General features: G+C 70.0%; 21 protein-coding genes. 10 read left to right on the forward strand and 11 right to left on the reverse strand.

The genetic code is table 11. From position 1 onward, the window contains the following. Positions 1–8: 8 nt before the first annotated feature. The 5 genes from rfbA to AB0N78_RS05860 all read right to left on the reverse strand — a co-directional run bounded on the left by rfbA (position 9) and on the right by AB0N78_RS05860 (position 8,485). Positions 9–869, reverse strand: a complete 861-nt coding sequence (gene rfbA / locus AB0N78_RS05840; protein WP_363386934.1) for a glucose-1-phosphate thymidylyltransferase RfbA — start codon at positions 867–869, stop codon at positions 9–11. Between the two features lie 47 nt (positions 870–916). Next, positions 917–3,616: a hypothetical protein gene (locus AB0N78_RS05845; RefSeq protein ID WP_363386937.1), complete on the reverse strand. Its 2,700-nt coding sequence runs from the start codon at positions 3,614–3,616 to the stop codon at positions 917–919. Continuing rightward, on the reverse strand, positions 3,616–4,185 hold the full coding sequence (locus AB0N78_RS05850) for a hypothetical protein (protein WP_363386940.1): 570 nt from the start codon (positions 4,183–4,185) through the stop codon (positions 3,616–3,618). Before AB0N78_RS05850 ends, AB0N78_RS05845 begins: the two co-directional genes overlap by 1 nt. 144 nt (positions 4,186–4,329) lie before the next feature. Continuing rightward, a complete protein-coding gene (locus tag AB0N78_RS05855; RefSeq protein WP_363386942.1) occupies positions 4,330–7,278 on the reverse strand; it encodes an N-acetylmuramoyl-L-alanine amidase in 2,949 nt (982 codons plus the stop codon). Positions 7,279–7,357: 79 nt separating this feature from the next. Continuing rightward, positions 7,358–8,485: a glycosyltransferase family 1 protein gene (locus AB0N78_RS05860; RefSeq protein ID WP_363386945.1), complete on the reverse strand. Its 1,128-nt coding sequence runs from the start codon at positions 8,483–8,485 to the stop codon at positions 7,358–7,360. Between the two features lie 77 nt (positions 8,486–8,562). Here AB0N78_RS05860 and AB0N78_RS05865 point away from each other — a divergent pair, with 77 nt between their 5' ends. Genes AB0N78_RS05865 through AB0N78_RS05875 form a run of 3 tightly spaced genes read left to right on the forward strand, consistent with a single transcriptional unit; the run spans position 8,563 to position 10,618 of the window. Beyond that, positions 8,563–9,309, forward strand: a complete 747-nt coding sequence (locus tag AB0N78_RS05865) for a glycosyltransferase family 2 protein (protein WP_363386948.1) — start codon at positions 8,563–8,565, stop codon at positions 9,307–9,309. Further along, positions 9,306–9,737, forward strand: coding sequence for a DUF2304 domain-containing protein (locus AB0N78_RS05870; RefSeq protein ID WP_363386951.1), 432 nt, complete (start codon positions 9,306–9,308; stop codon positions 9,735–9,737). The genes AB0N78_RS05865 and AB0N78_RS05870 overlap by 4 nt, the downstream gene beginning before the upstream one ends. Continuing rightward, positions 9,734–10,618, forward strand: a complete 885-nt coding sequence (locus AB0N78_RS05875) for a glycosyltransferase (RefSeq protein ID WP_363386954.1) — start codon at positions 9,734–9,736, stop codon at positions 10,616–10,618. Before AB0N78_RS05870 ends, AB0N78_RS05875 begins: the two co-directional genes overlap by 4 nt. A gap of 6 nt (positions 10,619–10,624) precedes the next feature. On the opposite strand, the gene AB0N78_RS05880 is transcribed toward AB0N78_RS05875, so the two are convergent. Beyond that, positions 10,625–11,959 carry a hypothetical protein gene (locus tag AB0N78_RS05880; RefSeq protein ID WP_363386957.1) on the reverse strand — a complete coding sequence of 445 codons (1,335 nt, stop codon included), beginning with the start codon at positions 11,957–11,959 and terminating at the stop codon, positions 10,625–10,627. 233 nt (positions 11,960–12,192) lie between these two features. Between AB0N78_RS05880 and AB0N78_RS05885 the strand changes: the two genes are divergently transcribed. Further along, positions 12,193–14,133 carry a hypothetical protein gene (locus AB0N78_RS05885; protein ID WP_363386959.1) on the forward strand — a complete coding sequence of 647 codons (1,941 nt, stop codon included), beginning with the start codon at positions 12,193–12,195 and terminating at the stop codon, positions 14,131–14,133. Positions 14,134–14,135: 2 nt separating this feature from the next. Here AB0N78_RS05885 and AB0N78_RS05890 read toward each other — a convergent pair whose 3' ends face one another. Genes AB0N78_RS05890 through rfbC form a run of 3 tightly spaced genes read right to left on the reverse strand, consistent with a single transcriptional unit; the run spans position 14,136 to position 16,737 of the window. Continuing rightward, positions 14,136–14,870, reverse strand: a complete 735-nt coding sequence (locus AB0N78_RS05890) for a glycosyltransferase (RefSeq protein ID WP_363386962.1) — start codon at positions 14,868–14,870, stop codon at positions 14,136–14,138. Beyond that, positions 14,867–16,120, reverse strand: a complete 1,254-nt coding sequence (locus tag AB0N78_RS05895) for a hypothetical protein (protein ID WP_363386965.1) — start codon at positions 16,118–16,120, stop codon at positions 14,867–14,869. Before AB0N78_RS05895 ends, AB0N78_RS05890 begins: the two co-directional genes overlap by 4 nt. After that, a complete protein-coding gene (gene rfbC, locus AB0N78_RS05900; protein ID WP_363386968.1) occupies positions 16,117–16,737 on the reverse strand; it encodes a dTDP-4-dehydrorhamnose 3,5-epimerase in 621 nt (206 codons plus the stop codon). Before rfbC ends, AB0N78_RS05895 begins: the two co-directional genes overlap by 4 nt. A gap of 106 nt (positions 16,738–16,843) precedes the next feature. Here rfbC and rfbD point away from each other — a divergent pair, with 106 nt between their 5' ends. Next, positions 16,844–17,692 (forward strand): dTDP-4-dehydrorhamnose reductase, encoded by an 849-nt coding sequence (rfbD, locus tag AB0N78_RS05905; RefSeq protein ID WP_363386971.1) that lies wholly within the window; start codon positions 16,844–16,846, stop codon positions 17,690–17,692. Between the two features lie 45 nt (positions 17,693–17,737). On the opposite strand, the gene AB0N78_RS05910 is transcribed toward rfbD, so the two are convergent. Beyond that, a complete protein-coding gene (locus tag AB0N78_RS05910) occupies positions 17,738–18,712 on the reverse strand; it encodes a lysylphosphatidylglycerol synthase transmembrane domain-containing protein (RefSeq protein WP_363386974.1) in 975 nt (324 codons plus the stop codon). A gap of 58 nt (positions 18,713–18,770) precedes the next feature. Between AB0N78_RS05910 and AB0N78_RS05915 the strand changes: the two genes are divergently transcribed. The 4 genes from AB0N78_RS05915 (at position 18,771) to AB0N78_RS05930 (ending at position 24,110) form a co-directional block, all read left to right on the forward strand. Beyond that, positions 18,771–19,850: a glycosyltransferase family 4 protein gene (locus tag AB0N78_RS05915; RefSeq protein ID WP_363386977.1), complete on the forward strand. Its 1,080-nt coding sequence runs from the start codon at positions 18,771–18,773 to the stop codon at positions 19,848–19,850. A 73-nt stretch (positions 19,851–19,923) separates the two neighbouring features. Next, a complete protein-coding gene (gene manA / locus AB0N78_RS05920; protein WP_363386980.1) occupies positions 19,924–21,120 on the forward strand; it encodes a mannose-6-phosphate isomerase, class I in 1,197 nt (398 codons plus the stop codon). A 39-nt stretch (positions 21,121–21,159) separates the two neighbouring features. Beyond that, positions 21,160–22,023, forward strand: coding sequence for a class I SAM-dependent methyltransferase (locus AB0N78_RS05925; protein WP_363386983.1), 864 nt, complete (start codon positions 21,160–21,162; stop codon positions 22,021–22,023). Between the two features lie 17 nt (positions 22,024–22,040). Then, positions 22,041–24,110 carry a hypothetical protein gene (locus AB0N78_RS05930; protein ID WP_363386986.1) on the forward strand — a complete coding sequence of 690 codons (2,070 nt, stop codon included), beginning with the start codon at positions 22,041–22,043 and terminating at the stop codon, positions 24,108–24,110. On the opposite strand, the gene AB0N78_RS05935 is transcribed toward AB0N78_RS05930, so the two are convergent. Then, positions 24,094–24,786: a TIGR03089 family protein gene (locus AB0N78_RS05935; RefSeq protein ID WP_363386989.1), complete on the reverse strand. Its 693-nt coding sequence runs from the start codon at positions 24,784–24,786 to the stop codon at positions 24,094–24,096. The two genes, AB0N78_RS05930 and AB0N78_RS05935, sit on opposite strands and share 17 nt — an antisense overlap. A 301-nt stretch (positions 24,787–25,087) precedes the next feature. Between AB0N78_RS05935 and AB0N78_RS05940 the strand changes: the two genes are divergently transcribed. Next, the gene (locus AB0N78_RS05940; RefSeq protein ID WP_363386992.1) at positions 25,088–25,417 is read left to right on the forward strand and encodes a WhiB family transcriptional regulator; all 330 of its coding nucleotides are present in this window, start codon (positions 25,088–25,090) and stop codon (positions 25,415–25,417) included.

A 25,417-nucleotide genomic window follows, 5' to 3' on the forward strand; every position in this document is an offset into this window, starting at 1 on the left:
AGGGGTGCTCAGTCGAGCAGATCGATCAGGTACTGGCCGTAGCCGGACTTCACCAGCTTCTCGGCCCGGACCCGCAGCTCGTCGTCGGTGAGGAAACCACGACGCCAGGCGACCTCCTCCGGCGACCCGACCTTCAGGCCCTGACGGGACTCGATCGTCCGCACGAAGTCGGAGGCCTCCAGCAGCGAGTCGAAGGTGCCGGTGTCCAGCCAGGCGGTCCCGCGGGGCAGCACCTCGACCTGCAACCGCCCCTGCTCGAGGTAGGCCCGGTTCACGTCAGTGATCTCGTACTCCCCGCGTGCCGAGGGCTTGAGGTCACGAGCGATCTCGACCACGTCGTTGTCGTAGAAGTACAGACCGGGCACCGCGTAGTTGCTGCGGGGAGCGGTGGGCTTCTCCTCCAGGGAGAGCGCCTTGAAGTCGTCGTCGAACTCCACCACTCCGTAGGCGGTCGGGTCGGCCACCCGGTAGGCGAAGACCGCGCCACCCTCGATCTTCTCGAACCGCTGCAACCGCGTGCCCAGCCCGGGGCCGTAGAAGATGTTGTCCCCGAGCACCAGGGCCGCCGAGTCGTCGCCGATGAAGTCAGCGCCGATGACGAACGCCTGAGCCAGACCGTTCGGTTCCGGCTGAGTGGCGAAGCTGATCGAGATCCCGAACTGCGAGCCGTCGCCCAGCAACCGGTGGAAGGACTCCGCGTCGTGCGGGGTGGTGATGATCAGGACGTCCCGGATGCCCGCCAGGATCAGCGTGGACAGCGGGTAGTAGATCATCGGCTTGTCGTACACCGGGACCAGCTGCTTGCTGACGCCCTGCGTGATCGGGTGCAGTCGGGTGCCGGATCCACCGGCCAGGATGATGCCGCGCATCCCGCCATTGTGGCGCATCGGCGGCGTCCCCGGGGAACGGCGTGTCGTCAGGGGACCGTCACCGCCGTACATCCGAGCTCCGGGTTCGTCCCGCCCCAGGAATCGATGGCGTAGACACACACGCGGTGCCGGCCCGGGGTGGAGGCGATCGTGGTGTCGAAGCCGTGTGCGGCACCCATGTGGTGCACCTGGTCCACATCCGCGCGGACGCCGTTCGCGGTCAGCACCGCCTGTCGCGCGTTGTCGACGTAGATGTGGACGTCGATCGGCGCGGTGGTGTTCGGATCGATGGTCCAGCCCCGGACCCGGATGCCGGCCGGGGACGCCGAGATCTCGTCCACCGAGCCGAATGCCAGGCCGTTCACGTCCACGGTCCGGCAGGCGACCTTCGCATTCGGTCCGCCCGTGCTGTCGACGGCGGTGACACACACCTCGTGCTTGCCCGCGCTGGCCGGCACGGTGGCGACGAACCCGTGGTTGGGTCCCATGCCGTAGCGCGAGTCGATATCGGGACGCGACCCGTTCGCGGTCACCGTGCTCACGACGGCGCCGTCCACGGACAGCTGTGCCGAGATCGGGTCGCGGGTGTCCTGATCGAGAGCCCAGCCGGTCACCGTGATCGCCTCCATCCCGGTGACCGCGGAGTCGATCGCCCCGATCGGTGCGGTGTTCGCCGGGGTGGCGGTGACATTAAGGCACCCGATCTTCGGGTTGGAGCCACCGGTCGAGTCGATCGCGTGCAGGCAGACCTGGTGGGCGCCCGCCGACAGGGTCAGGGTCGTGTCCACGCCGTGTGCGGCACCCTTGCCATGGGCCGCGGCCACATCGGGCCGGTTACCGTCCGCGCGCACGGCGGCGTTGAACTTCCCGTCGACGTACAGGTGCGCGGTGATCGGCGCGGTGGTGTCCGGGTCGAGCGTCCAACCGCGGACCTGCACCGCACCGCGCAGACCGGCGGTCACCGAGTCGAGCGACCCGATCGGCTGCCGGTTGACCACATTGACGGTCGAGCACCCGATCCGCGGGTTCGGACCGCCGGAGGAGTCGATGGCGCTGACACACACCGTGTGCTGTCCCCCGGAGAGCGTGATGGTGGTGTCGTAGCCGTGTGCGGCCCCCTTGCCGTAGGCCGCGGCGACGTCGGGTCGGTTGCCGTTGGCGACCATGCTCGCCTTGTACGCGCCGTCGACGTAGACATGTGCCTGGATGGAGGCGGTGGTGTCGGGGTCGAGGGTCCAGCCGCGGACCCGCACCGTGCCGGTGCTGACCACCGACACCTCGTCCACGGAGCCGATCGGCTGGCGGTTGACCACGTTCACCGCGGTGCACCCGAGTTCGGGGTTGGTCCCACGATTGGCGTCGATGGCGTACACGCAGACCTTCTGGCTCCCACCGGAGGTCGAGACCGTGGTGTCGTACCCGTGTGCCGCGCCCTTGCCGTACGCGGCGGCCACGTCGGCGCGGTTCCCGTTGGCGGTGACCGCCTGGGTGAACTTCCCGTTGACGTAGATGTGGACCTGGATCGGGTCGTTGGTGTCCGGGTCGAGGGTCCAGCCCCGCACCCGCACGCTCCCGGTGCCGACCACGGAGACCTCGTCGACGGACCCGATGGGCAGGTTGTTCCGCACGGTCACCGTGCCGCAGCCGATCCTCGGGTTCGGACCGCCGGCGGAGTCGATCGCCGACACGCACACAGTGTGGGTGCCGTTGGCGACGGCGATGGTGCTGTCGAAGCCGTGGTTGTCGCCCTTGCCGTAGACCGCGCCGACATCGGGTCGCGAGGTGTTGGCGACGATGCTCTGGGCGAACTTCCCGTCCACGTAGATGTGCGCCTGGATGGACGCGGTGGTGTCCGGGTCGAGGGTCCAGCCCCGCACCCGCACACTGCCCGGTCCGACCGCGGTGACCTCGTCCACGGTGCCGATCGGTTGCCGCTGCTGGGTGGAGCCGAACCAATCGGTGAAGTAGTTCCAGAAGTTCCGGTTGCCGTAGGACGAGCAGCTGTTGCCGGTGCCGTACCCGGCGGCCAGGGCCGCGGCATTCGGCTGATACGGCGTGTAGTTGTACAGGCTCGCGGTGGCCTGGTTTTGGATGTAGACCGCGCTGGACCCGCAGGAGGCGTTCGGGTGGAACCGGACCTGGTTCACCATGCCCGCCCGGTGCGCGTATGAGGTCGGCTTCGCCGCGTAGTTCTGGAACTGGTGGGCCGCGTTGTAGACCTGGTTGAAGAAGCCGTAGTAGAGGGTGTCGCACGGGGCGGTGTCCGGGCAGCCGTAGCCCATCGCCTTCTGGTACACGGCGGCGGACTTGCCCGCGGACGCGGTGACCAGACCCTGCTCCTTCTGCAGCGTGACCAGCAGGACCTGCGGGTTGATCCCGCAGGCCGCGGCGACCTTCGCGATGATCTGGGCTGCCGTCTCGTTCGAGGCACCGGTGTACGTACCGGTGCAGCGGGCGTCGGCGGCGCGGGTCGCGGTGGTCTGGCGGAAGTCCTTCAGGCAGGTGTTGCCGGCGCTCGGACGGCAGCTGGCGCCCTTGCTGTCGAGGAAGGACTGGACCTGTGCGGCCGACATCGAGGACGTGTCGTAGAAGAGCGCGTCCGAGATGATCATCCCGGGGTCGAACTGGCTCAGGTCCGCGGCCTCGGCCCGCTCGGGGCCGCCCACGGTGCCGACCGCGACGAGGCCGGCCGTGACGACCAGGACGGCGGCGAGGGCGGCCACCGTTCGCCGGAACAGGGTGGGCATCACGGCACCTCCACGGTGACGGTGTCGCTCGTCCCGGAGGACCGCGGGGACGAGTAGGTGATGACGGCCTGCCAGCTTCCCGAGGACAGCGTGTCGCCCGGAACCACCAGCTCGCCACAGGAGGTCGTCGACGCGTCCGGCGTGGCGCCTGCCTGGATGCTGCGCTCGCCACCGGGGCCGCTCAGCAGCAGGGTGCAGCTCCCGCCGGTCTCGACCACGGGCACGTAGGCACCGAACTCGAGCGCCCGACTCAGGTCGTTCCATCCGGCGTAGGTGCTGATCACGTCGACGGTCCGCGGCGCCGCGGTGCCGGGGTCGGTCACCGGGGGAGCGGCCGTCGGTGCCGCAGGGTCTCCCGGGTCCTCGGTCGGTGCCGGTGCGGTCGGCACCGGGTCGACCGTGGGGGTGGGTGAGGGAGCGGCCGAGGACGTCGATGTCACGCTCGGTGTGGGGGTCGGAGAATCGGGGTCATCGGCCCGGGACGAGGCCCACCACCAGGTGGCGGCACCTGCGACGAGGACAACGGCGACGACACCGGCGACGACCGCCTGGCGGCGTGTGACGGGCACGAGGGGGATCCTTCGGTCGAGAGGCTGCTGGCCGTGAGGCGCCGTCAGCCTAGGCGGATTTCCCCGTGATTCCGGGCACCCGCGTGTCGCGGACGGGCGTGCCGTCCGGATTGCCCCGCTCTGCCCGCCCCCGCGCGGAGCCGGTCACTGCACCGTGACGGTCGCACATCCGATCCGGGGGTTGGAACCGCGAGGAGTGTTGATCGCGCTCACGCACACCTGGTGCCGGCCCGGGGCCATCGGCACCACCAGGTCGTATCCGTGTGCGGCCCCCTTGCCGTACGCCGCCGCCACGTCGGCACGGTGGCCCGTGGCCATCGTGCGCTGCGCGAAGGCGCCATCGACGTACACATGCGCCTCGATGGAGGCGGTGGTGTCGGGGTCGAGGGTCCAGCCCCTCACCCGCGCGCCACCCGAGGTGGCGGCAACCTCGTCGAGGCTGCCGATCGGCTCGGCGTTGACGACGGTCACCGTCGAGCAGGCGATGCGGGGATTGGACCCGGCGGGCTGGTTGATCGCGTGCAGGCAGACCTGGTGCCGACCGGCGTTCATCGGGAGGGTGACGTCGAATCCGTGAGCGGCACCCTTGCCGTACCGCGCGGCGACATCGGCCCGGTGGTCCGCGGCGGTGAAGGCCTGGGCGAACTTCCCGTCCACATAGATGTGCGCCTGGATGGATGCCGTCGTGTCCGGGTCGAGGGTCCAGCCACGCACCCGGATGCTGCTGGGGGTGGCGGAGACCTCGTCGAGGCTGCCGATCGGTTCCGCGTTGGTGACTGTGACGCTCCGGCAGTGGATCTCCGGGTTGCTCCCGCTCGGGGTGTTGATCGCGTACAAGCAGAATCGGTGCGTGCCCTGCGCCATCGGCACCTGGACCTCGAAGCCGTGGTCGTCGCCCTTGCCGTAGGCGGCACCGATGTCCGCCCGCGGCTTGTTCGCGGTGAAGACCGCCGCCCGCGCGCCGTCCACGTAGGCGTGCACGTCGATCGGTGCCGTGGTGTCCGGGTCGAGCGCCCACCCGCGGACGGTCACGCCCCCGGACCAGGCGGTCAGCGCGTCCACTCGACCGATCGGCGGGTTGCCCACCGTGACCGTGGCGCACCCGATCCGGGGATTGGACCCGGCGGGCTGGTTGATCGCGTGGATGCACACCTGCCGCGTGCCACCGACGGCAGGGACGGTGGCGCTGAAGCCGTGGTTGTCGCCCTTGCCGTAGGCGGCACCGACATCGGGCCGCGACTGATCGGCCTGGACCGCCTGGACGAACGTGCCGTCCACGTAGATGTGGACCTGGACCGGCGCGGTGGTGTCAGGGTCCAGGACCCACCCCCGGACCGAGATCGACGTGGTGGTGGCGCTGGCGGCATCCAGGTGCCCGATCGGTGTCGCGTTCTGGACGGTGAACCAGTCGCACGCGACCACCACGTCCTGTCCTGCTCCGATGTTCCCGATCGTCACGCACACCAGATGACGGCCTCCACCGGCGCTCACCGTGCCAGAAAAACCGTGGTCCGGGCCCACGCCGAATGCTGCCGCGACATCGGCCCGGGGTTGATTCGCGGTCAGCTGCTGCACCGCTCCATCCACGCTCACCCGGACGGGCAGTGCGGCATCCGAGTTCGGGTCAAAGGCCCAGCCTCGGACCGCGATCCCAGAAGGGGCCGCGGTCATCGAGTCCAGACTCCACCGCGGCGACGCGGCCACCGTGGAGTTCGCCAACTGTGCCACCCGGTTCCGGATGTCCGGCAGCAGGTTGTACAGCGCCTGCCCGGGGCAGGAGGTGAAGGCCGCATCGCGGTGGGCGTAGATGGTCGGGAAGGTCACCACGGTTCCGGCGGGGTACTTGGATGCGCCGCCGCCCGAGGTCATGGTGACGTTGGTGTTGGCCTGGATGCGGTGCACGGCGAATTTCCATGCGATCAGCTGGCTGATGCTCTCGGCCAGGGCGCCGGAGGGGCCGTAGCTGGAGTAGTCACCGATGGCGGCGACGCCGATGGTGCGACTGTTGAAGCCGCCGGTGTGCACGCCGACCACGGTGGAGGTGACGCCGCCGGCGCGGCCCTCGAAGATCCGGCCGTACTGGTCGACCAGGAAGTTGTAGCCGATGTCGCACCAGCCGCGGCCGCCGGCTGCCTCGGGGCGGGTGTGGTACGTGTAGAAGCCACGAATGATCCCGGGCACCGCGGCGGCGCTGTAGCCGTTGGCGGAGGCGGTGTGGTGGACGGCGGCGGACACGACGCTCCGGGAGTAGTCCGGGGTGCAGCCGCGCAGGCTCTCATCGGCGCCCCAGCCCGCGCGGCTGATGATGCCGGGCTGGGCGAGGGCGGCGGTCCGGAGGGTGCCGGTGTCGCTGGCGGTGCCGAGGTTCTGGAAGACCGCGTCGGAGGCGCCAGCGGTGGAGGCGGTGGTGCTCCCAGTGCCGTCGACGGTCGCGCCGACGTCGGCGGGGTCGCTGCCGGGATCGATCAGGACGGCCTTCAGGCCGGTGACGGTGCCGGACTCGGCCTGCGCCCAGATCTGCACGCCGTCCGCGCCGACCGCGACGATGGGGTCGGTGCCGTCACGTGCGCCCGAGGTGTCCGCGTCGTCGGTGCCGTCGTCGGGCCCGATGTCCGAGGACTCCAACCCTGACCAGTCGGTCCACTCGCCGTCGATTCGGACCCGGTAGCGGATCTGGACCCCGTCCAGCCCTTCGGTGCGGTCCCAGGTGACACCCAGGACGCTGAAGTCGTCGGTGTCCAGCTCGGTGGTGAGCACATCGGGGTTGACATCCGGTGCCGCGCTGGGCTCCGGGACGGGAGTCGGTGACGGTGCGGCGGTGGGCTCGGCTGTCGGGTCGGCAGTGGTCTGCGGTTCTGCGACGCGCTCCGCGCTGGGCTCGGGGGCTTGCGCACCCTCCTCGGTGGGCACGGTGGCGGGGTCGGGCAAGGCCGCGAGATCCGCCGGTTCGACACCGTCCAGGTCGAGCTCGGTGACCGAGGGCTCCTCCGTGCCGGGAGCAGCCCGCGCCGGGGTGGTACCGGGGACCGCAGCGAGCAGCGTGGCAGTCAGCGCTGTGCTCAGAATGGTGGTGATGAGTCGGCGCGACCGCATGGGGAGCTCCTCAGATGGCGGACAGTCGGAGCACAGCGCACCATCCCCGGTGCGGATCTGTCGCGCCGACGCGCCGGGGTCACTGTCGACCGGTGGCGACCCGTCGATAGACATCCAGGTGAGTGTGTGCAGCGCGCGCCCAGGTGAACGAGGCGGCGCGCTCCACCGCCGCCGCACCCAACTGGGATCGCCGATCAGGATCGTCGATCAGTGCGCGCAGTGCAGTGGCGATGTCGCCGGTGGTGGTGCCGCAGTAGGCCACGGCGTCGCCGCCGACCTCGGGCAACGAGAGTTCGCGCGTGGTCAAAACGGTCGCGCCACAGGCCATCGCCTCCAGCACCGGGAGCCCGAAGCCCTCACCCAAGCTGGGATACGCAAGGACGGTCGCCCCCGCGAGGAAGCCCGGCAGGTCGGCGAGGGGGAGATAGCCGGGCACCCGCACAGTGAGGTGCGCCGGCACCTCGGACAGTGCCGCCTCGACCTGGTCGTCCCACCCCTTGGCCCCCGCCAGGACCAGTGCGGGCGGCTGCGCCAGCCCGTCGCAAGCCTGGATCCATGCGCGGATCAGCGCGGGAACGTTCTTGCGCGGCTCCAGGGTGCCGAGGAATCCGACGTACTCGAGATCCCCGATGTCCAGGGTGTCCCGCACCCGACGGCGCTCGCCCGGATCCACCGGGTGGAACCGGGCATGGTCGACGCCGTGATAGGCGACGGTCATCCGCTGCTCGGCACATCCGGTCGCACGGGCGACCTCACCGCGGGTGGCGGACGAGGGGACGACCAGGCCGGCGGCCAGACGAGTGGCCAGGCGGATCCAGGTCTGGAAGAAACCCCGCTTGGACCGCAGATGGAGCTCGGGATCGGAGAAGAACGTCGCGTCGTGCAGGGTGTCCACTACCCGCCGGGCGATCAGGATCGGCAGGGTGTAGTGCGGGGAATGGACCACATCGGCCCGGACATGAGCGGCGAGCAGGGGGAGCCCGGTCTGCTCCCAGACCATCCGGGCCGGTCGCCTGGACACCCACGCCGGGGCGGCGATCACCCGGGCGCCGGGGGCGAGGGCGCGGTAGTGCCGCAGATCGCGGGGCTGCACCGCCAGCACCAGGTCGACCTCGAGCCGATCCAGCTCCGGGATCAGCTCGTCCACGTAGCGGCCGACCCCGCCCCGGTCGATCGGCACGGCCGTGCAGTCCAACAGCACCCGCATCGGCGGTGTCCTCCTCATTCGGCGATTCGCGGTCCATCGTCCATGACCGACGTGTGTCCCGGCTAAGGTAGTGGCCCGTGAGTGAGGAGCTGCGATCCAGGCTCCTGGTCATCGTCCCGGCATGGAATGAGCGGGAGGCGCTGCCTGGGGTGCTGGCCGAGTTAGCGCGGGAGCTGCCTGAGGCGGACGTCCTGGTGGTGAACGACGGATCGACCGACGGCACCGCTGAGGTCGCCCGCGCCAGTGGCACCGCGATGGTGCTCGACCTCCCCTTGAATCTCGGGGTCGGTGGCGCGATGCGGGCCGGTTACCGGTTCGCGGCCCGGCAGGGCTACGGCGCCGCGGTCCAGGTCGACGCCGATGGTCAGCACGATCCGGCCGATGTCCGACGGGTGGTGGAGGCGCTGCGGGCCGAATCCGCCGACGTGGTAATCGGCGCCCGGTTCGCCGGGGTCGGGAGCTATCGCGTGCGCGGCCCGCGCCGGTGGGCGATGTCGGTGCTCTCCGGTGTGCTGTCCCGGATCGCCGGCACCCGCCTCACGGACACCACCTCCGGCTTCCGGGCCTCCAACCGCCGGGCGATCGCGCTGTTCGCCAACGAGTACCCGGCCGAGTACCTGGGCGACACCGTCGAGTCGTTGGTGATCGCCTGCCGCTCCGGACTGGTGGTGCGGCAGGTCGGCGTGCAGATGCGCCCCCGCGCGGGCGGAACGCCCTCGCACAACCCGCTCAAGGCGGCGGTCTTCCTCGGACGTGCGGTGTTCGCGTTGTTGATCGCGTTGACTCGCCCGCTCGGCCAGGCTCCGGCGGGGGTGCACCGATGATGACCGGATACTGGTTCGCCCTCGGCGGCTGCGTGCTGCTCCTGGCGTTCCTGGTGGTGCTGATGCGCACGCGGCGTATCCGCGAGAAGTACGCCCTGATCTGGGTGGCCCTGGCGGCCGGTGTCTGCGTGGTCGGGGCCTTCCCGTCCGCGGTCACCTGGCTGGCCGGTGTGGTCGGCGTGCAGACACCGAGCAATCTGCTGTTCGCCTTCGCGTTGATCCTCCTCCTGCTGGTCTGCATCCAGCTCTCGGTGGAGATGACGACCATGGAGGAGGAGTCCCGCACGCTCACCGAGGAAGTCGCGCTGTTGCGCTTCGACCTGGAACGGCTGGCGGCGGGTGCACCCCGTGGCACCGTCGAGTCCCGGGCGCCGGTGACCGGGCAGACGCCGATCGTGCCGAAGCCGGTGCGGGACGAGACCCCGTGATCGATCTGCTAGTCCCGTACTACGGGGATCCGGAGTTCTTCCGCGCCACCGTGCACAGCGTCCTCGCGCAGGCCGACGACCGGTGGCGGCTGGTCGTGGTCGACGACGCCAACCCCGATCCGTGGGCCGGACCCTGGCTCGAGTCCCTGGGCGACGACCGGATCGTCTACCACCGCAACCCGGAGAACCGGGGAATCGCCGAGGTGTTCCGGCAGTGTGTGGCACTGGCCGAGGCAGACCTGCTGGCGGTGCCCGGGTCGGACGATCTGCTCGACCCGAACTACGTCGAGGTGGTGCTCGCAGCCCACGCGCGGTTCCCGGATGCCGACATCATCCAGCCGGGCGTGCGGGTGATCGACGAGCACGGCCACCCGTCGAGCCCGCTGGCCGACCGGGTGAAGCAGCAGCTGATCCGTCCGCGGGGCACCGGAGCCCGGGTGGTGTCCGGTGAGGCGCTCGCGGTGAGCCTGCTGCACGGTGACTGGCTGTACTGGCCGTCGCTGGTGTTCCGTCGCGAGGCCGTCCAGGCGGTGCCGTTCCGTCCCGGTCTGCCGATCATCCTGGACCTGGCCCTGGTGCTGGACATGCTGGTGACCGGCAGCGAGATGGTGATCGAACCCACCGAGTGCTTCGCCTACCGCAGACACAGCCAGAGCGCGTCGTCGGTGAAGCTGCTCGACGGGAGCCGGTTCGCCGGGGAGCGGGAGTACTTCGAGCTGGCCGCGACGCTGATGCGCGGGCACGGGTGGCACCGCGCGGCGCGGGCCGCCCGGTGGCATGTCACCTCGCGGCTGTACGCCCTGACGCTGGTGCCGACGGCCCTCCGGACTCGGAGCCTGGCCGCGGTGCGCACGCTCACCCGGCACGCACTGGGCCGCTGACGCGGCTCAGGAGTCGATCAGAAAGGCCATCGACAGGGCCCAACAGCCGAACCCGATGGCGGCGATGGCCCACGATGCCGTGCGACCGCGGATCGCCGCGGCGGTGACGGCGACCCCGGCCGGGATCAGGCTGAGGGCGTACCGCCCGGGGATCGGCACCGCGATGCCCTGGGACAGGTAGCTGAACGCCATGATCATCGGCGCCCCCAGCGTGCCCACCACCAGCAGGCTGATCGCGGTCAGGCGGAGCGTCCGAGAGGCATCCCGCAGGACGAAGATCGCGCCGAACACGCCGCCCACCGTCATCAGCCCGAGCAGTCGCTGGGAGAGCGCACCGACGAAGTCCATCGTGTTCCAACTGCCCGCATCGAAGAACACGTTCACGAACACCCCCAGGTGCTCGACCGTTGCTCGCAGCGGGAAGGAATCCACCGTCGTCCGCTCGGTCATCGCCACCGCGCTGGTGTCGGCAACGGCCGAGACCCCGGTGTACGCGATGTACCCGATCGCCATGCCCAGAGCGAGCACCGACATCGCACCGATCAACCCGGCCGCCTGCGCCGGACGGGGACCGGTGACCACGGCCCCGGCATCCCGCCGACGTTGCACTTGATCCACGACAGCACGCAGCAGCACGTAGAGCGCGACGACCACGACGATCAGGATGTTCAACGCCTTCAGCGCCACTACAGCGGCGGCCAGCACCATCGGCAGCCACCAGCGACGGCCGGGGGAGTCCTGCCACCAGAGAATCGACCACAGCAGCGCGGCACCGCCCAGGAGCGCCGCCGCATCGGGGGTGATCGTGGCCGCGGGTAGTAGCACGGCCGGGGTGCTGGCAGCGGCGAGCAGCACAGCGGTGGCCACATAGGGGTGCGCCCCGAGCCGTCGGGCGGCCAGCAGCGCCATCACCAGGCCCCCGGCCAACCACAGACCACCGACCAGTCGACCCGCGGTCACGAGGGAGTCGAGGCCGGTCACGGCCTTGATCGGCAGAGCCAGCGCCTTGGTGACGGAGTAGTACAGCGGGGTGTAGATCGCCGCGGTGTTGTTCCCGCCCTCCTGGAAGTCGGCCGGGTCGTAGGTGGCGGAGGTCGAGCAGGCCGCGGTCTGCGGCCAGGTGGCGAGCCCTCGGCAGGCCTGTTCCCGCATCGCGTCCTGGCCCACCGTCTCACCGCTGTGCACCACCGCCGGTGCCTTGTACAGGTAGTCGATGTGTTGCAGCTCGTCCACCGGCGACAGCTCGGGGTGCGCACCGACGTGCAGAGCCGTCATGGAGACCGCGCCCAGGACCAGCATCAGGATCGACAGCGGCATCGCGCGGGTGCGCAGCAGATGCACGATCCGAGCCCACCTCGAGGACGAGGAGCGAGGTTCGACGGCAGTATCGGAGGCGCTGGCGTGCACGGGGGAGATGTCCTTCCATGGCGGACCGGGAGGATCCGGGCCATCGGCCAGCCTAGGGAACACTCCCAGCGCGGGTCGAACCAGGCGCTCACGGGTCGGCCGACCCCGGCGCGGTACCTTGTTCGGCGGCGCGGACGAGCAGGTCCGTACCGGACCGAAAGGACCGCATGAGCACCGACCCGACCACCGAGGTCTCGACCCCGACCTGGCGGCGGTTCCTGCCCTCACCCTGGATTGGAATCCCGGTTCTCTGCTACCTGCTGCTGACCCTGTTCGGGATCACCCTGTCCTCGATCGGTGCGCCCACGCTGCGGGAAGACCCGGGCAACCCGCCCGGTGACCAGCTGTTCAACCCGGCCCTGACCCGCTCCGACGAGTACCTCACGTCCACGCCCCTCGCGCTGGGAGTGTCGGCCACCGGGCAGTCCGAGGACCTCAACCCGCTGACCGCGCCGCAGGGCTTCACCACCATGCTGCCCTCCTCGCCGGTCTCCTCCGTGGTCCTGGCCGACAGTGCCATGCTCAGGCTCGGTCCGTGGCTGCCCGACCAGATGTTGTTCGCGGCGCGTTGGTGGCTGCCGGTGCTCCTGCTGGTGCTCGGCCTGCCCGCCCTGCTGCGCCCGCTGGTCGGCAGTCGGTGGCCCGGGCTGTTCGCCGCCGGACTGATCGCCTTCGCACCGGCCACCGCGTGGTGGTCGCTGTCCCCGTTGCAGCTGTGGGGGTTCACCGCGGCCGGTGCCGCCGCGCTCTACCGGTGTGCGACGTCGGCATCCGAGCGCAGGCCCTGGTGGCGGACAGTGCTGTGGGGGATGGCAGCTGCCTGGCTGCTGGCCCGGACGCCGCTGCACTATCAGCCGTGGATGCTGGTGGTCGCTCCGGCGATCCTGGCGGTCGGCATCGTGCCGTTGATGGTCGGCCGCGAGGGGCGACGTCGCCGGATCGTCGCCGTGGTGTCCGTCGGGGTGGCCTCATTGGCGCTGGCCGGGGCGGTGTTCTGGGAGAACCGGGCCTCGATTGCCGCCACCAGCGGCACCGTCTACCCGGGCGCCCGGGTGAGCACCGGTGCGCCGGTGATGGTCGAGCAGGTCTTCGGGGCGACCGCCCTGGCGGATCTGCGTCAACTGGTCCTCACCGACCACAACCCGTCGGAGATCTCGTCCGGATTCACGGTCGCCGGCATCATCGCGTTGGCTCTGCTCGCGGTCGGTGTGCGGTTCCGTTCCGCTCAGCATCGGGCGGCTGTCTGGGCGTTGTTGATCGCCGCGCTGCCCTGGGTCCTCTGGACGACGGTGAACTTCGGTGAGCTCGGGGGAAGAATCCCGCTGGCCAATCTGGTGCCGCCGGAACGCGCCGGGACGATGATCGGATTCCTCGCGGTGCTGTTGTTGGCCCTGGTGCTGCCCGGGTGGCGACAGGACGCTCCCTGGCGGGTGACGGTTGCCATCACCGCGGCGGTGATCCTCGCGGCGGGCTACGCCTCCTCCGTGCTGGTGGAGACCACCCTGCCCGACCTGAGCACCAAGCAGATCTGGCTGTCACTGGCGGTGCTGGGTCTGGTGGTCGCCGTGATCGTCTCGCGGCCGCGGTGGTGGGGCGGGTACGCGGCGGGCAGCCTCGCGGCCTTCCTGCTGGTCTGGCAGGTCAACCCGGTGCTGGTCGGGCTGGGCGATCTGCGCGGGACCGCCACCGCCGACGCGATGATCGCCGAGGGAGAGCGCGCCCGCGACGCAGGGGTCGTCTGGGCGACCGACGACATGACGGTGGATGCGCTGCTGTCCGCGACCGGCGTGCCCTCGCTCAGCAGCCGTCAGATGGCAGGTCCGGACCTCGATGTGTGGCATCGGCTGGACCCGAACGACGATGCTGAGCGAGTGTGGAATCGCGGCGGGTCCTATGTGGAGTTTGACTGGACCGCCGAGGACGAACTGTCCTTCGCCAACGTCGGCGAGGACCGGATCGTGATCAGTGGTTCGCCCTGTGCGGTGGCCGAGCGGATGCCGGAGCTCGACCGGGTGGTGTCCAGTTCACGGATCAGCGCGCCGTGCCTGTCCCCGGTGGAAACGTTCCGGTGGGGCGCCCTGGACCGTTACGTGTACCAGGTGAGCTGAGGTCAGCGGCGGCGCAGCAGCTCGACGCAGGCCCGGACCAGCATCCAGCGGGATCTCAGCACCATCAGTGGGCCACGGGGCCGGTCCGGGCTGGCGTTGTCATCGTGGAACCGGCGGCGCACCGAGCGGATGTCCAGATGCCGCATCGACCGGTGCAGGTTGCCATACAGCGCGATCCACAGATCGTGCGATTCGGTGAGCAGGCCCGGGAATGGCAGCACGGTGTCGAGCGCGGAGCGTCGCAGCCCCATCGCGCAGCCGTAGTAGGGCATGTTGCCGATCAGCACCCCGAGCACATTGCGCAGCCGATGATCGGAGGACCCGGGGCGCAGGTGCCAGTCCTGCTGACCGTAGGGTCCACGGATCCGATCGGGGCCGCCGAGGGTGGCGAGGTTGGTAGCGACCACCTCGACGTCGTGTAGCGCCCGGGTCATCGCGACGACCCGTTCCGGCGACCACACGTCGTCCTGGTCCGCCAGGAGCAGGAGATCACCGCGCGCCGCGCGCAGTGCCTCCTGGAAGGTCTGCACATAGCCGAGGTTGTGATCGCGGGCGATCAGTCGGATCCGCGGGTCGTCCATGGCTCGAATCCGCTCGACGGTGTCATCCGGTGAGGCATCGTCAACGATGACCACCTCGTCCTCGGGCCCGAGCTGATCCAGGATCGATTGCAGTTGCTCGGCGATCCAGGGCGCACCCCGGTACGTGGCCATACACACGCTGACATGCGGGTTCATGCGCTTCCTCCGCGGGGTCGCAGGGCAGTGAGGTGGACGGCGATGCCCACCAGCGGGCCCGCGAGCAGTGCGGCCACCGTGCGGGCCTCGAGCCCGTAGGGCAGCAAGAGCACTCCGACCGCCACGGCGACGGCGGCCAGCCATCCGGCGACGAACACGCCATGTCGGGCGAGCGCCTGGCAGACAGCACCGGTGAGAGTCACCATGGCCAGACCGGTCGCGGCGAGGGTCAACAACCCCAGAGTCACTCCGCCGACGTGGTAGTCCGGGCCGCCGATCCACCGCAGCAGAGTCGGCCCGATCAACCAGGCCGCGAGCCCTCCGGTCACGCCCACGGGCAACACGATCCGGGCGATCGGCAGCAGCGCCGCCGGTCCACGATCACGGTGCTGCACGAAGTGGCTGACCGCCACTCCTTGGAACGCGTTGAGCGGGATCATCAGCGGTGCCCGGGTCAGGGTGAGCGCCAACAGCAGGGGAGCGGCCAGCGCGTAGGCCTCGTCGTTGCTGGTCGCCGCCAACAACACGGGAAATCCGATCACCAGCACGGCGCTGGCTCCGCTGGACACCGAAGCGGCGAGCAGGCGGCGCAGATAGCTGCCGGTGGGCACGTCGGCGCGGACCACCACCGCACCGCGCGCATCCCGGGAGAACAGGAGGAAGCCCACCGCCGTGGAGGCGGCAAGCGCCGCGCCGATCTCCCAACCGACCAGCGCGACCCCAGCCAGTCCGGCACCGACCACCAGAAGCAGCCGCATCGCGGACTCGCCGCCCACCAGTCGGGAGTACACCCGCCAGCGTCCGGCTCCGGCCAGGGCCCCGGTGGTCGCCGCGTGAACGGCGCAACCGGCGCAGCCCAGGGCGACCAGCAGGGCGGGCCGGATGCCCTCGGCCTTGAACACCGCGCCGCTCCACCAGGGAGCGCCGACCGCCAGCAGAGCGGCGAAGCCCAGCCCGAAGGCCAGCCCCGCCACACCGACCCGTGGCCCGATCTCGCGTCCGGTGCCCCGAGCGGACGTCACCGCGCGGGTGGTCTCCACCGACACCCCGGTGAGCACCCCGAATCCCGCGAACAATGCAGACCAGTAGGTGAGGAACACCGTGTTGTCGGCCGCCGAGGCGCTCAGCCGCGGGGAGGCCAGCACGACCAGCGTCGAGGACACCGCGGCGACCGCCGCGCCGATCGCCACCCGCCGGGCGTCGGCACCGCCGATGGTGGCTCCGGGGGTCGCCGCTGTGGGCTCATTCATCGCGCGCGCAGCGACTCCACATAGGCCCGCACGTCCTCGTACCGCGGCAGCAGACCCTGCTCGGCAGCCTCGGCGAGGGTCGGTGCGGCGGTGTCCTTCTCCGACAGCTGCGGCGTCACCGGGTTGCCCTGCCGGTCAGTGGTGGGCCACTCGATGCCGATGGTGGGGTCCAAGGGGTGGATGCCGTGCTCACGGCCCGGGCTGTACCCGGTGGAGCACAGGTACATCACCGTCGAGCCGTCCTCCAGGGCGAAGAACGCGTGGCCCAGGCCCTCGCTCAGGTAGATCGCCCGACGGTCCACGTCATCGAGCAGCACGCTGTCCCACTGTCCGAAGGTCGGCGAACCGACCCGGATGTCGACCACGATGTCCAGGACGGCGCCCTTCGGGCAGGTCACGTACTTGGCCTGGCCGGGCGGGACGTCCGCGAAGTGGATCCCGCGCAGCACACCGGCCGCCGACACCGACAGATTCGCCTGCTGCAGATCAAAGCGGTGGCCGACGTTCTCCGCGAAAGGTCCGCCTTGGAACGCCTCCAGGAACACACCACGGGGGTCGCCGTGCTGGACGGGGGTGATCTCCCAGGCTCCGGGCACGGACAGTTCGCGGTAGGTCATGCGATGTTTCCTTTCGAGGGGACGGCGAACGTCGTTCAGCGCACCCAGGGTAGTGGCCGCGCGGGCGGGTAGGCTTCCGGCGGTCCGACGACGACAGGGAGTGGATGTGCGCTGGTTGGTGACGGGTGCGAACGGCATGCTCGGACAGGACCTGGTGGCCCTGCTCGGTGAGCGCGGTCATGAGGTGACAGCGGTTGACCGTGACGTGCTGGACATCACCGACCCCGCCGCTGTCGACGGTGCAGTGTCGGGCTACGACGTCGTGGCCAACGTCGCGGCGTTCACCGCCGTCGACGCGGCCGAGGAGCAGGAGGGCGCGGCCTTCACGGTGAACGCCGTCGGCCCGCAGCTGCTGGCCCGCGCGGCCCGGCACGCCGGTGCGCGGATCGTGCAGATCTCCACCGACTACGTCTTCGACGGGGTGGCCACCGCCCCCTACGCCGAGGACGCCCCCATCGCTCCGCGTTCCGCCTACGGCCGGACCAAGGCCGCTGGCGAGTGGGCGGTGCGGGCGGAGAACCCGGACCACCTGATCGTGCGCACCGCCTGGCTCTACGGCGCTCAGGGCGGTTGCTTCCCGAAGACGATCGCCCGGGTCGCCGCCGAGAAGGGCGGTCTGGACGTGGTGGCGGACCAGGTCGGACAGCCGACCTGGACCGTGGACCTGGCCGACCTGGTCGAGCGACTGGTCGCAGCCGGTGCCCCGGCCGGCACCTATCACGGCACCTCCGCGGGGCAGACCTCCTGGTACGGCTTCGCGCAGGCTGCTGTCGCCACCGCCGGGCTCGACCCGCAGATCGTGCGGCCGACCACCTCCGACGCCTTCGTGCGGCCCGCGCCGCGTCCGGCGTACTCCGTGCTCGGGCACGACGCCCTGAGCGCAGCGGGGGTCGAGCCGATCGGTGACTGGGCCGAGCGGTGGGCGGTCGCGGGGGCCGGTGTGCTGGCCGACTGAACGGCCCGCCGACAGCACAACGGCGCGCTGTTGGTGCTGTCGGGATCAATCCTGAGGAGCGTCTGCGACGACGTCCGCGAGCTCAGGGTGTCGGCGGAGCCGCTGGCGCTCCACCACGACCGCGACCCCAGCACCGACAGCGTCGCCGATCAGCATGAGCACCCGGCTCACCACAGCCAGCATCAGGGCATTCTCACGCGACAGCGCCGATCCCAGGGCGAGCACCAGTGCCGCCTCTCGGGCCCCCGCACCCGCGGGCAGGATGACGATCACGAAGCCGACCACCCAGGCCAGCGCGTAGGCACCGGTGGCGAGCAGGAACAGATGGTGCTCACCGGGGGCGCTCACTCCGGTGGCGAGCAACCAGAGATGGACACCGAAGAAGAACCACATGCCCAAGCACCATGCGGCGGCCTTCCCGATGGAGGCGGCCGTCATCCGCTCCGACGTGCCACGTCGGGTCAGCTTGAGTGCCAACGCCATCAGGCGGTTCAGCACCGGCGGGAGCAGAGTGATCACCCCGACCACCGCCACCAGGAGGAGCCACCAATAGGTGGCGAAGACGTCGGGTGAGGAGACCGCCAGCGTGATGCCGGCGACGCAGACACCGACCACCAGGCCGATGACAGTCTGGGTCAGGGCACCGACCGCAGCCCGGGCGCGCGGCACCTGGTACTCCTTGGACAGTTCTGCTTGTGCGACGATCGGCCACACCGAGCCCGGAACGTACTTGCCGAGTTGGCCCAGGAAGTAGACCCGTGCAGAGGCGCGCACTGGCAGGGTCGATCCCATGCCCTGGAGCACCGCACGCCAACTGAGCATCGCGCAGATCAGCCCGGCCATGATCGCGGCCACGGCGGACACCACGGCCCACGGTTCCAGCTGACGCAGTCCGGCCACGAAGCCGTCCCACTCGCGGGCGAGGAACACGATCGCGAACACAGCGACGACCAGCAGAGCGACCACCCGCAGGACCCGGCCGAGCACGGCTCGGCCGGACGAGTGTGGCGTGGAAGGCATCAGACCATCCTAGTGGCGGTGAGGGTCGGGACAGCCCGGTCGCCTAGGGTGGTCGGTCGTGAGCACCGCCACCCTGTTCATCACTCGCAAATTCCCGCCATCCGTCGGTGGGATGGAGACGCTGGCCGCCGATGTCTGGGCCACACTCGAAGCAGACGGCGAGGTCGGTACCGATCGACTCATCGCCTATGGCGGCACTAACCGGTGGATGCCGTTGTGGCTGCCCGGGGCCACGGCCCGTCTGCTCTGGCTGGTGCTCACCGGGCGGGTGCGCCATGTACTGGTCGGGGACGTGCTGCTCTACTTGCTGCTGCGGCCGGTATTGGCTCTGACCCGGGTGAGCCACGCGGTCATGGCGATGGGGAAGGACGTGGTCTGGACCCCGAAGCCCTACCAGCACTGGGTTCGCGCGGTTCTGCCGAAAGCCCCGCAAGTGTTGGCGATCAGCTCGGCAACCGCCGACACTGTGCGCGCTGCCGGAGTGGCAGCGGAGCGGGTGCACGTCGTCCGACTAGGGGTCCGCGTGCCTGAGCTGCGGGATCGGGCACAGGCCCGTTCGGAGCTGCGAGAGCGGTTTGCGGTGCCTGCTGACGCGCTGACCTGTCTCACCCTGGGCAGACTGGTCCGGCGCAAAGGCGTCCCGTGGTTCGTGGACCGGGTCCTGGCCGAGCTTCCCGCGGTGGTCTACCTCGTCGCCGGTTCCGGACCGGAGTCGGACGCCATCGCCGCCGCTGCCGAGCGTCATGGTGTGGCTGACCGGGTGCGGCTGCTCGGCTCTGTGTCGGACGACGACCGCGAACTCCTGATGGCTGGCGCGGACGTGTTCATCCAGCCGAACGTGCGCGTGGCGGGGGATATGGAGGGCTTCGGGCTGGTCGCCGTCGAGGCGGCGATGCGCGGGTCACTGGTCGTCGCGGCTGACCTCGAAGGGCTGCGGGACGCGGTGGTGGACGGGGAGACCGGTTTGCTGGTGCCTTCCGCGCAGGTGGAATCCTGGCGAGCAGTGATCGCCGACCTCCGGTCCGATCCGGACCGAACAGAGGACCTGGCGAGATCTTTTGCCCAGCGAACACGGGAGCTGTACTCCCGCGAACGGATGGGTGCTGCACTGCGCGCGGTGCTCGGTCTGGACCGATAGCAGGAGCACGCCCGTAGCATCGGTCCTTCCCGCTGGTGAAGGACCGACCGATGCCGATCCCCGAGGACCGTCCGTGTACCGATTGACGCACGCCATTCAGCACTACTCCTGGGGGTCGCCGACCGCCATCCCCTCCCTCTTGGGCATCGAGACCACCGGGGAGCCCATCGCCGAGGCGTGGTTCGGAGCGCATCCGAGTGCGCCGTCCCACTGTCTAGGGGAGCACGGGACCCGTCCTCTCGATTCCCTGATCGCCGAGGGCGCTGCCTTCACCTTGGGCGCGGACGTCGAAGCACGCTTCGGCGCGACGCTGCCCTACCTGATGAAGGTCATCGCGGCGGACTCCCCGCTGTCGCTCCAAGTTCACCCCCAACTCGAGTCGGCTCGGGAAGGCTTCGACGACGAAGAGATGCGCGGGGTGCCGCTCGACGCACCGCATCGCAACTACCGGGACCGCAATCACAAGCCCGAACTTGTCTATGCGGTGACCAAGTTCGAGGCCCTGTGCGGCTTCCGCGCACCGCGGCGTGCGGCTGAGCTCCTGACGGGCCTGGACGCCCCGCTCGCGCGTCGGCTGCGCGCCATTCTCGCGGCGCATCCGACCGCGGCCGGTATCGAGGAAGCTTTCACCTGTCTCTTGCGGCCGGGTTCGCGCCCGGAGGCCGACCAGGTCGCGGCGGTGGCGCAGGCGTGCGAGGCCCGGCTGGCGCAGGGATCACCCTCGCCCCGTGCCGACCGCATCGTGATGAAGCTGAACCACGCTTACCCGGGCGACCCGGGAGTGGTCACGTCCTTGCTCCTGAACCCGGTGAGCTTGTTCCCCGGAGAGGCGCTGTTCGTCCCCGCCGGTGGTGTGCACGCGTATCTCACGGGGGTCGGGATCGAGATCATGGCCTCCTCGGACAACGTCTTGCGGGCTGGACTGACGCCCAAGCACGTCGATGTGGATGAGTTGCTGCGCAATGTCGACTATGTGGCGGCCCCGCCGATCCGCATCGCTCCGGAGCGCTTCCATGGTGCGACCCGGATGTACTACGCGCCGGTGGACGACTTCGAACTCTCCGTGACCCATGTCGACGGCAGCGCGAGCCATCCCTTGCCAGGACGGGGTCCACGCATCGTGCTGTGTTTGGAGGGCCGAGTGCGCCTGCACAACGAGAGGGGTGCGACCCTCGAGCTGGAGCGCGGGCAGGCCTGCTTCATCCCGGCCGGCGACGGGGCCCTCGACCTGTCTGGCACCGGCACGGCCATCCAGGCCGATGTGCCCTGATGCACCCGGCAAGTGACGTCTCACCTTAGGGTGGGTGACATGAGCAAACCCGGGGCAGAGCGCTCGTCCGAGCACGGCGATGCGGAGTCGTCCACCACCGAACGCATCACCGTCGGGGAGTACCAGTCCTCCGAAGCGGACTACCTGATCTATGTCCTGCATGCGGCCACCTACGCCTTCGCCCGGTCGTATGTCGAGGGCAAGCGAGTGCTCGACTTCGGGTGCGGTACCGGCTACGGGACCGCGGAGCTCGCCAAGCTGGCCACCGAGGTCGTGGGCGTCGACATCGCCGCGGAGGCCGTGGACTACGCGACGACGCACTACGGCCGCGACAACCTCGCATTCCATCGCATCGGACCGGTCCAGACCGATGACCTGCCCTTCGACGCCGATTCCTTCGACGTCGTCGTCTCCTTCCAGGTGATCGAACACGTGGATGACGTCGAGCGCTACCTCCACGAGATCAAGCGGGTGCTGCGCCCGGGCGGGCAGTTCCTGTGTGTCACACCCGATCGACGTTTGCGGCTCTTCCCGGGCCAGCGGCCCTGGAACGAGTTCCATGTCACCGAGTACAGCCCCCGTCAGCTGGAAGCAGTCCTCCAGCGTGCCTTCCCCCGGGTCGAACTCCTCGGCATGACCGCGGGGCCCCGGGTGCTCAGCGCTGAACTGCGCCGCTACCGTCGCTCACGGCTCCTGACCTACCCGGTGACCTTCCCTGGCATCCCAGATCGCTGGCGCCTGACCGGGGTGCGGTTGATCAAGCGGTTGCTCGGTGGGCGTGCAGCGGGGCGTGCGGCCAGCACCGCGGGCACGGCACGCACGTTCGATTTCGGTCCGGAGGATGTCGTCGTGGCCCCCGCTGCTAGTCCGAGCGTCAATATCGTCGCGGTCGTCGGGAGCTGACGACGCTGGGCGGTCCGGTGAACGCACCGGCGCGTGTGCTCCTGGGCCGGGCCCTGGTCGCTGTACCCGAACGCGCGGTCCTGGTTCTGCTGGCCCTGGGCCTCGCGGGCACCACTGCGGCCCAGTTCAGTGCCGTGCGGCCGCAGGTCGTGTTCCCCCTCGCCGCCGTGATCGTCGTCGTCGGCTGGCGTTCGGTCCCGACACCGGACCGCGTGGATCGGCGTGCCGTCCTCGCCGCGGTCGTCCTCGTGCTCGGCGTCGGTGCGTGGATCGGATGGAACTGGACCTCAGTCGCGCAGTACGTCGTCGTCAATCGCGATCCAGGCTTTTTGACGCTACGGGCTCTGTGGTTGAGCGAGCACCCCAGCGCCCTGATCCCCGTGGGTAGCGCCGCGGACGCAGCTGCTGCTGTGGCCGGTGCTTCTGCCGGCACCGAGGCGTTCTGGTTGGATGACGGCCTGCTCTACGCCCAGGGCAACACCATGCTGCCGACCCTGCTCGCCGTCGAGGGCTGGTTCGGTGGTCCCGCTCTGGTCATGGCCGGCAACCTCCTGATCGTGGCAGTTGCGTTGTTCGGTACCTATGCGCTTGCCCGTCGTCTGACCGGGCCGTGGTGGGCCCTACTGCCGACGGCGGCTCTCGGGGTATGCCTGCCCTTCGTGATGTTTGCACGGGCGGCCTACACCGAACCTCTCACCCTGGCATTCCTGACCGGTGGGCTCGCGATCGCGGTCGGTGCCTGGCACCGAGGTGCTGCGTCGCGTCGCGGCGGAGAGTTCCCGCATGTGCTCGCAGGCGCGATGGTCGGCGCCGTTGCCGCGGCCAGGATCGACGGCGCGGTCGCCGTATCCGGGTTCGCCGTGGGTACCACGCTGGCGGTCGCGCTCTTCACCGGTCCGCGTTCGGGCATCCGCCGTCAGGTCGCAGGCGGCATCGTGGCGGCATGCGCCATCGGGCTGGTGGGATGGGTAGACGTTGCTCGGCTCAGCCCGGACTATCTCGAGACACACCGCAGTCAGCTCGGGGCGCTCGGACTTGCCACGGTGCTGCTGGTCGCAGCATGTCTCGGCATGCTGATGGCTCCGTCATCCGTGTGGGGCCGACTCGGAGGCACCCGCACGACCGTGGCGCGGTGGGCGTGTGGGGGAGTGGCGCTCCTGGCATTGGCACTCGTCACCCGACCGTGGTGGTACCAGGCGCATCGGATCGATCCGGACTCCGGTGCGGCCCTCGCTGTCCAGGTGTTGCAGTCCTCAGCCGGGCAGGTACTCGACGGCACGCGGTCTTACGACGAACTCAGCGTGGCATGGGCGATCTGGTACCTCGGAGCGGCCGCAGTGGTTTGTGGCTTTGTCGGGTGGGCAGTCCTCGCCCATCGGGCGTTCCGCCGACCGGACCCAGGAGCCGCGGTGGCCGTGGTGAGTCTGATGGTTGCCGGGGTGTTCCCGCTGGTACTGGTGAACATCACCCCGGACCAGATCTGGGCGGTTCGGCGTCTGCTCCCGGCCACCTTCCCGGCTCTCCTCGTCGGTGCTGCCGTCACCATGCACGTGATCGTGGAGTGGCTGCGGGCCAGAGGCGTGGTCTGGCAGGCGAGCGGACGCGCACTCGTGGCGGCCGCCGCGGTTGCGGTCATCGCCGTTCCGGTGTCGACCTGGCCTGGTGTGATCGGCACAGTCGAGCTCTCCGGTCGCTACGACCAAGCCCGGGCCGTCTGCGGAGCCTTGGACTCGGCCGGGGTCGAGCGGATTGCGTGGGTGCACTCGAGCCCCTTCCGCTACCTCGCCACGCTCAGGGTGATGTGTGATGTCGAGGTGGTGGAGTTCGTTCAGACCCCGGATCGGGCGCAGTGGACTGCCTTGGCCGACGCGTGGGGTGACAGCGTCGCGGTGGCGAGCTTCGACGCCGCGGACGTGCCGTGGGCCTCGCCCCAGGCGAGCGCTGTTGGTCGGACGTCGAGCACCACGATGGAGCGGACGCTGATCGGTCCGCCCCACGGGGTCGACACAGTCGAGAGCGAGGTGTGGATCGGTCTGCTCCGCGCCGACGGAATGGTGGATCCGCTAGGAGTCAGAGTAGATGGGTGACCCGCTCCATCTCCGCGAGCCGGGCGAGTTCCTCAGGCTCGCGACCTGACACCAGCACTAGGGAGCCGCCTCCACCGAGAACGGCAATTGCCCCGCGCATGGCCTCGATGAAATCTCCCGTTCCGACAAGAGCGCGTTCCTCGTTGGCCGCCAACGTGAACAGTCCCTCGTGTCGGACCTGCTGGACGGGTGTCTGCAGCGCTACCGCCGCCGGGTCCACCTCCGGCACCCACCCGATCACATCCCCGTAGGTCATCACCGCCGACGCCGCATCGATCGCCCCTGCCGGCAGCGCCGCCCCGTCCCAGGCCCGGGCCAGCGCGGGCAGTGCCACGGCCACCACCGCCGCATCGCCACCGACCGCCTCGGGCCGGTCGGTCACCACCACGTCAGCCGGTCCGTCGTCCACGCTCACCGTCGCCCCACACCGCCACACCGCCAGCGCCCACACCACACTGCGCCAGTGCGGGGGCAGGTCGATCCGCACCACGGTGCCCGGCCCGGAGTCGAACTCCTCCACGAGCAGGTTGACGGTCTTGGCGACCCAGTTGTCGAGCACCGCGCCGGAGAGTTCGACCCGTTCGCCGTCCGGTCCGTACCAGGTGAGGCGTGGCCGGCCCGGTTCGCGCAGGAGTCGGGTGAGCAGATCGGCGATGGTGCGCGGCGGGGTGGTCATGGGGGCCAGGGTAGGCGGCGGGGCGGATGTCCGAGCAGGTGGGACGCCATGGGCCGGAGGACGCGGTTGCGGAGGGCTGGTGAAGAGAGTGCGCTCGGTCCGAAGGGTCGGGACCGGACATTCCGCTCGGGGTCGCCGTAATAACACGTCTCGGCTTGACGGATGGGAACGACACCCGTGTAATTTCAGTCAACATGCGGCGTGCATCCGCTGTGCGCCCCCGTCAACGGGGAGCTCGGCGGGCACCGTCCCAGGGGGCACCACCGACAGCAACTCACCACGATCGAGCGCGGAGGCACACATGTGGAGTCTGCTCGACGACGACGGGGGTTTCCCGTCCGACGCGCTCACTTCTCCGTCCACCCCTGAGGCCACGGTGCTGCCGATGTTCGGCAGCCCGGAGGACGACGGTGTGATGGGCTGGCAGGAGCGCGCACTGTGCGCCCAGACCGACCCGGAGGCGTTCTTCCCGGAGAAGGGCGGCTCCACGCGCGAGGCCAAGAAGGTCTGCCAGAGCTGCGAGGTCAAGTCCGAGTGTCTGGAGTACGCGCTGGAGAACGACGAGCGCTTCGGCATCTGGGGCGGCTTGTCCGAGCGAGAGCGCCGCAAGCTCAAGCGGCGTGTGGTCTGA

Source organism: Cellulomonas sp. NPDC089187 (assembly GCF_040685135.1).
Classification (GTDB): Bacteria; Actinomycetota; Actinomycetes; order Actinomycetales; family Cellulomonadaceae; genus Cellulomonas.

Bases quoted from the DNA above. Each gene is read 5' to 3' on its own strand.
- rfbA (WP_363386934.1), bottom strand. From the start codon at position 869: ATGCGCGGCATCATCCTGGCCGGTGGATCCGGCACCCGACTGCACCCG.
- AB0N78_RS05845 (WP_363386937.1), bottom strand. From the start codon at position 3,616: ATGCCCACCCTGTTCCGGCGAACGGTGGCCGCCCTCGCCGCCGTCCTG.
- AB0N78_RS05855 (WP_363386942.1), bottom strand. From the start codon at position 7,278: ATGCGGTCGCGCCGACTCATCACCACCATTCTGAGCACAGCGCTGACT.
- AB0N78_RS05860 (WP_363386945.1), bottom strand. From the start codon at position 8,485: ATGCGGGTGCTGTTGGACTGCACGGCCGTGCCGATCGACCGGGGCGGG.
- AB0N78_RS05870 (WP_363386951.1), top strand. From the start codon at position 9,306: ATGATGACCGGATACTGGTTCGCCCTCGGCGGCTGCGTGCTGCTCCTG.
- AB0N78_RS05885 (WP_363386959.1), top strand. From the start codon at position 12,193: ATGAGCACCGACCCGACCACCGAGGTCTCGACCCCGACCTGGCGGCGG.
- AB0N78_RS05890 (WP_363386962.1), bottom strand. From the start codon at position 14,870: ATGAACCCGCATGTCAGCGTGTGTATGGCCACGTACCGGGGTGCGCCC.
- AB0N78_RS05895 (WP_363386965.1), bottom strand. From the start codon at position 16,120: ATGAATGAGCCCACAGCGGCGACCCCCGGAGCCACCATCGGCGGTGCC.
- rfbC (WP_363386968.1), bottom strand. From the start codon at position 16,737: ATGACCTACCGCGAACTGTCCGTGCCCGGAGCCTGGGAGATCACCCCC.
- AB0N78_RS05910 (WP_363386974.1), bottom strand. From the start codon at position 18,712: ATGCCTTCCACGCCACACTCGTCCGGCCGAGCCGTGCTCGGCCGGGTC.
- AB0N78_RS05925 (WP_363386983.1), top strand. From the start codon at position 21,160: ATGAGCAAACCCGGGGCAGAGCGCTCGTCCGAGCACGGCGATGCGGAG.
- AB0N78_RS05935 (WP_363386989.1), bottom strand. From the start codon at position 24,786: ATGACCACCCCGCCGCGCACCATCGCCGATCTGCTCACCCGACTCCTG.
- AB0N78_RS05940 (WP_363386992.1), top strand. From the start codon at position 25,088: ATGTGGAGTCTGCTCGACGACGACGGGGGTTTCCCGTCCGACGCGCTC.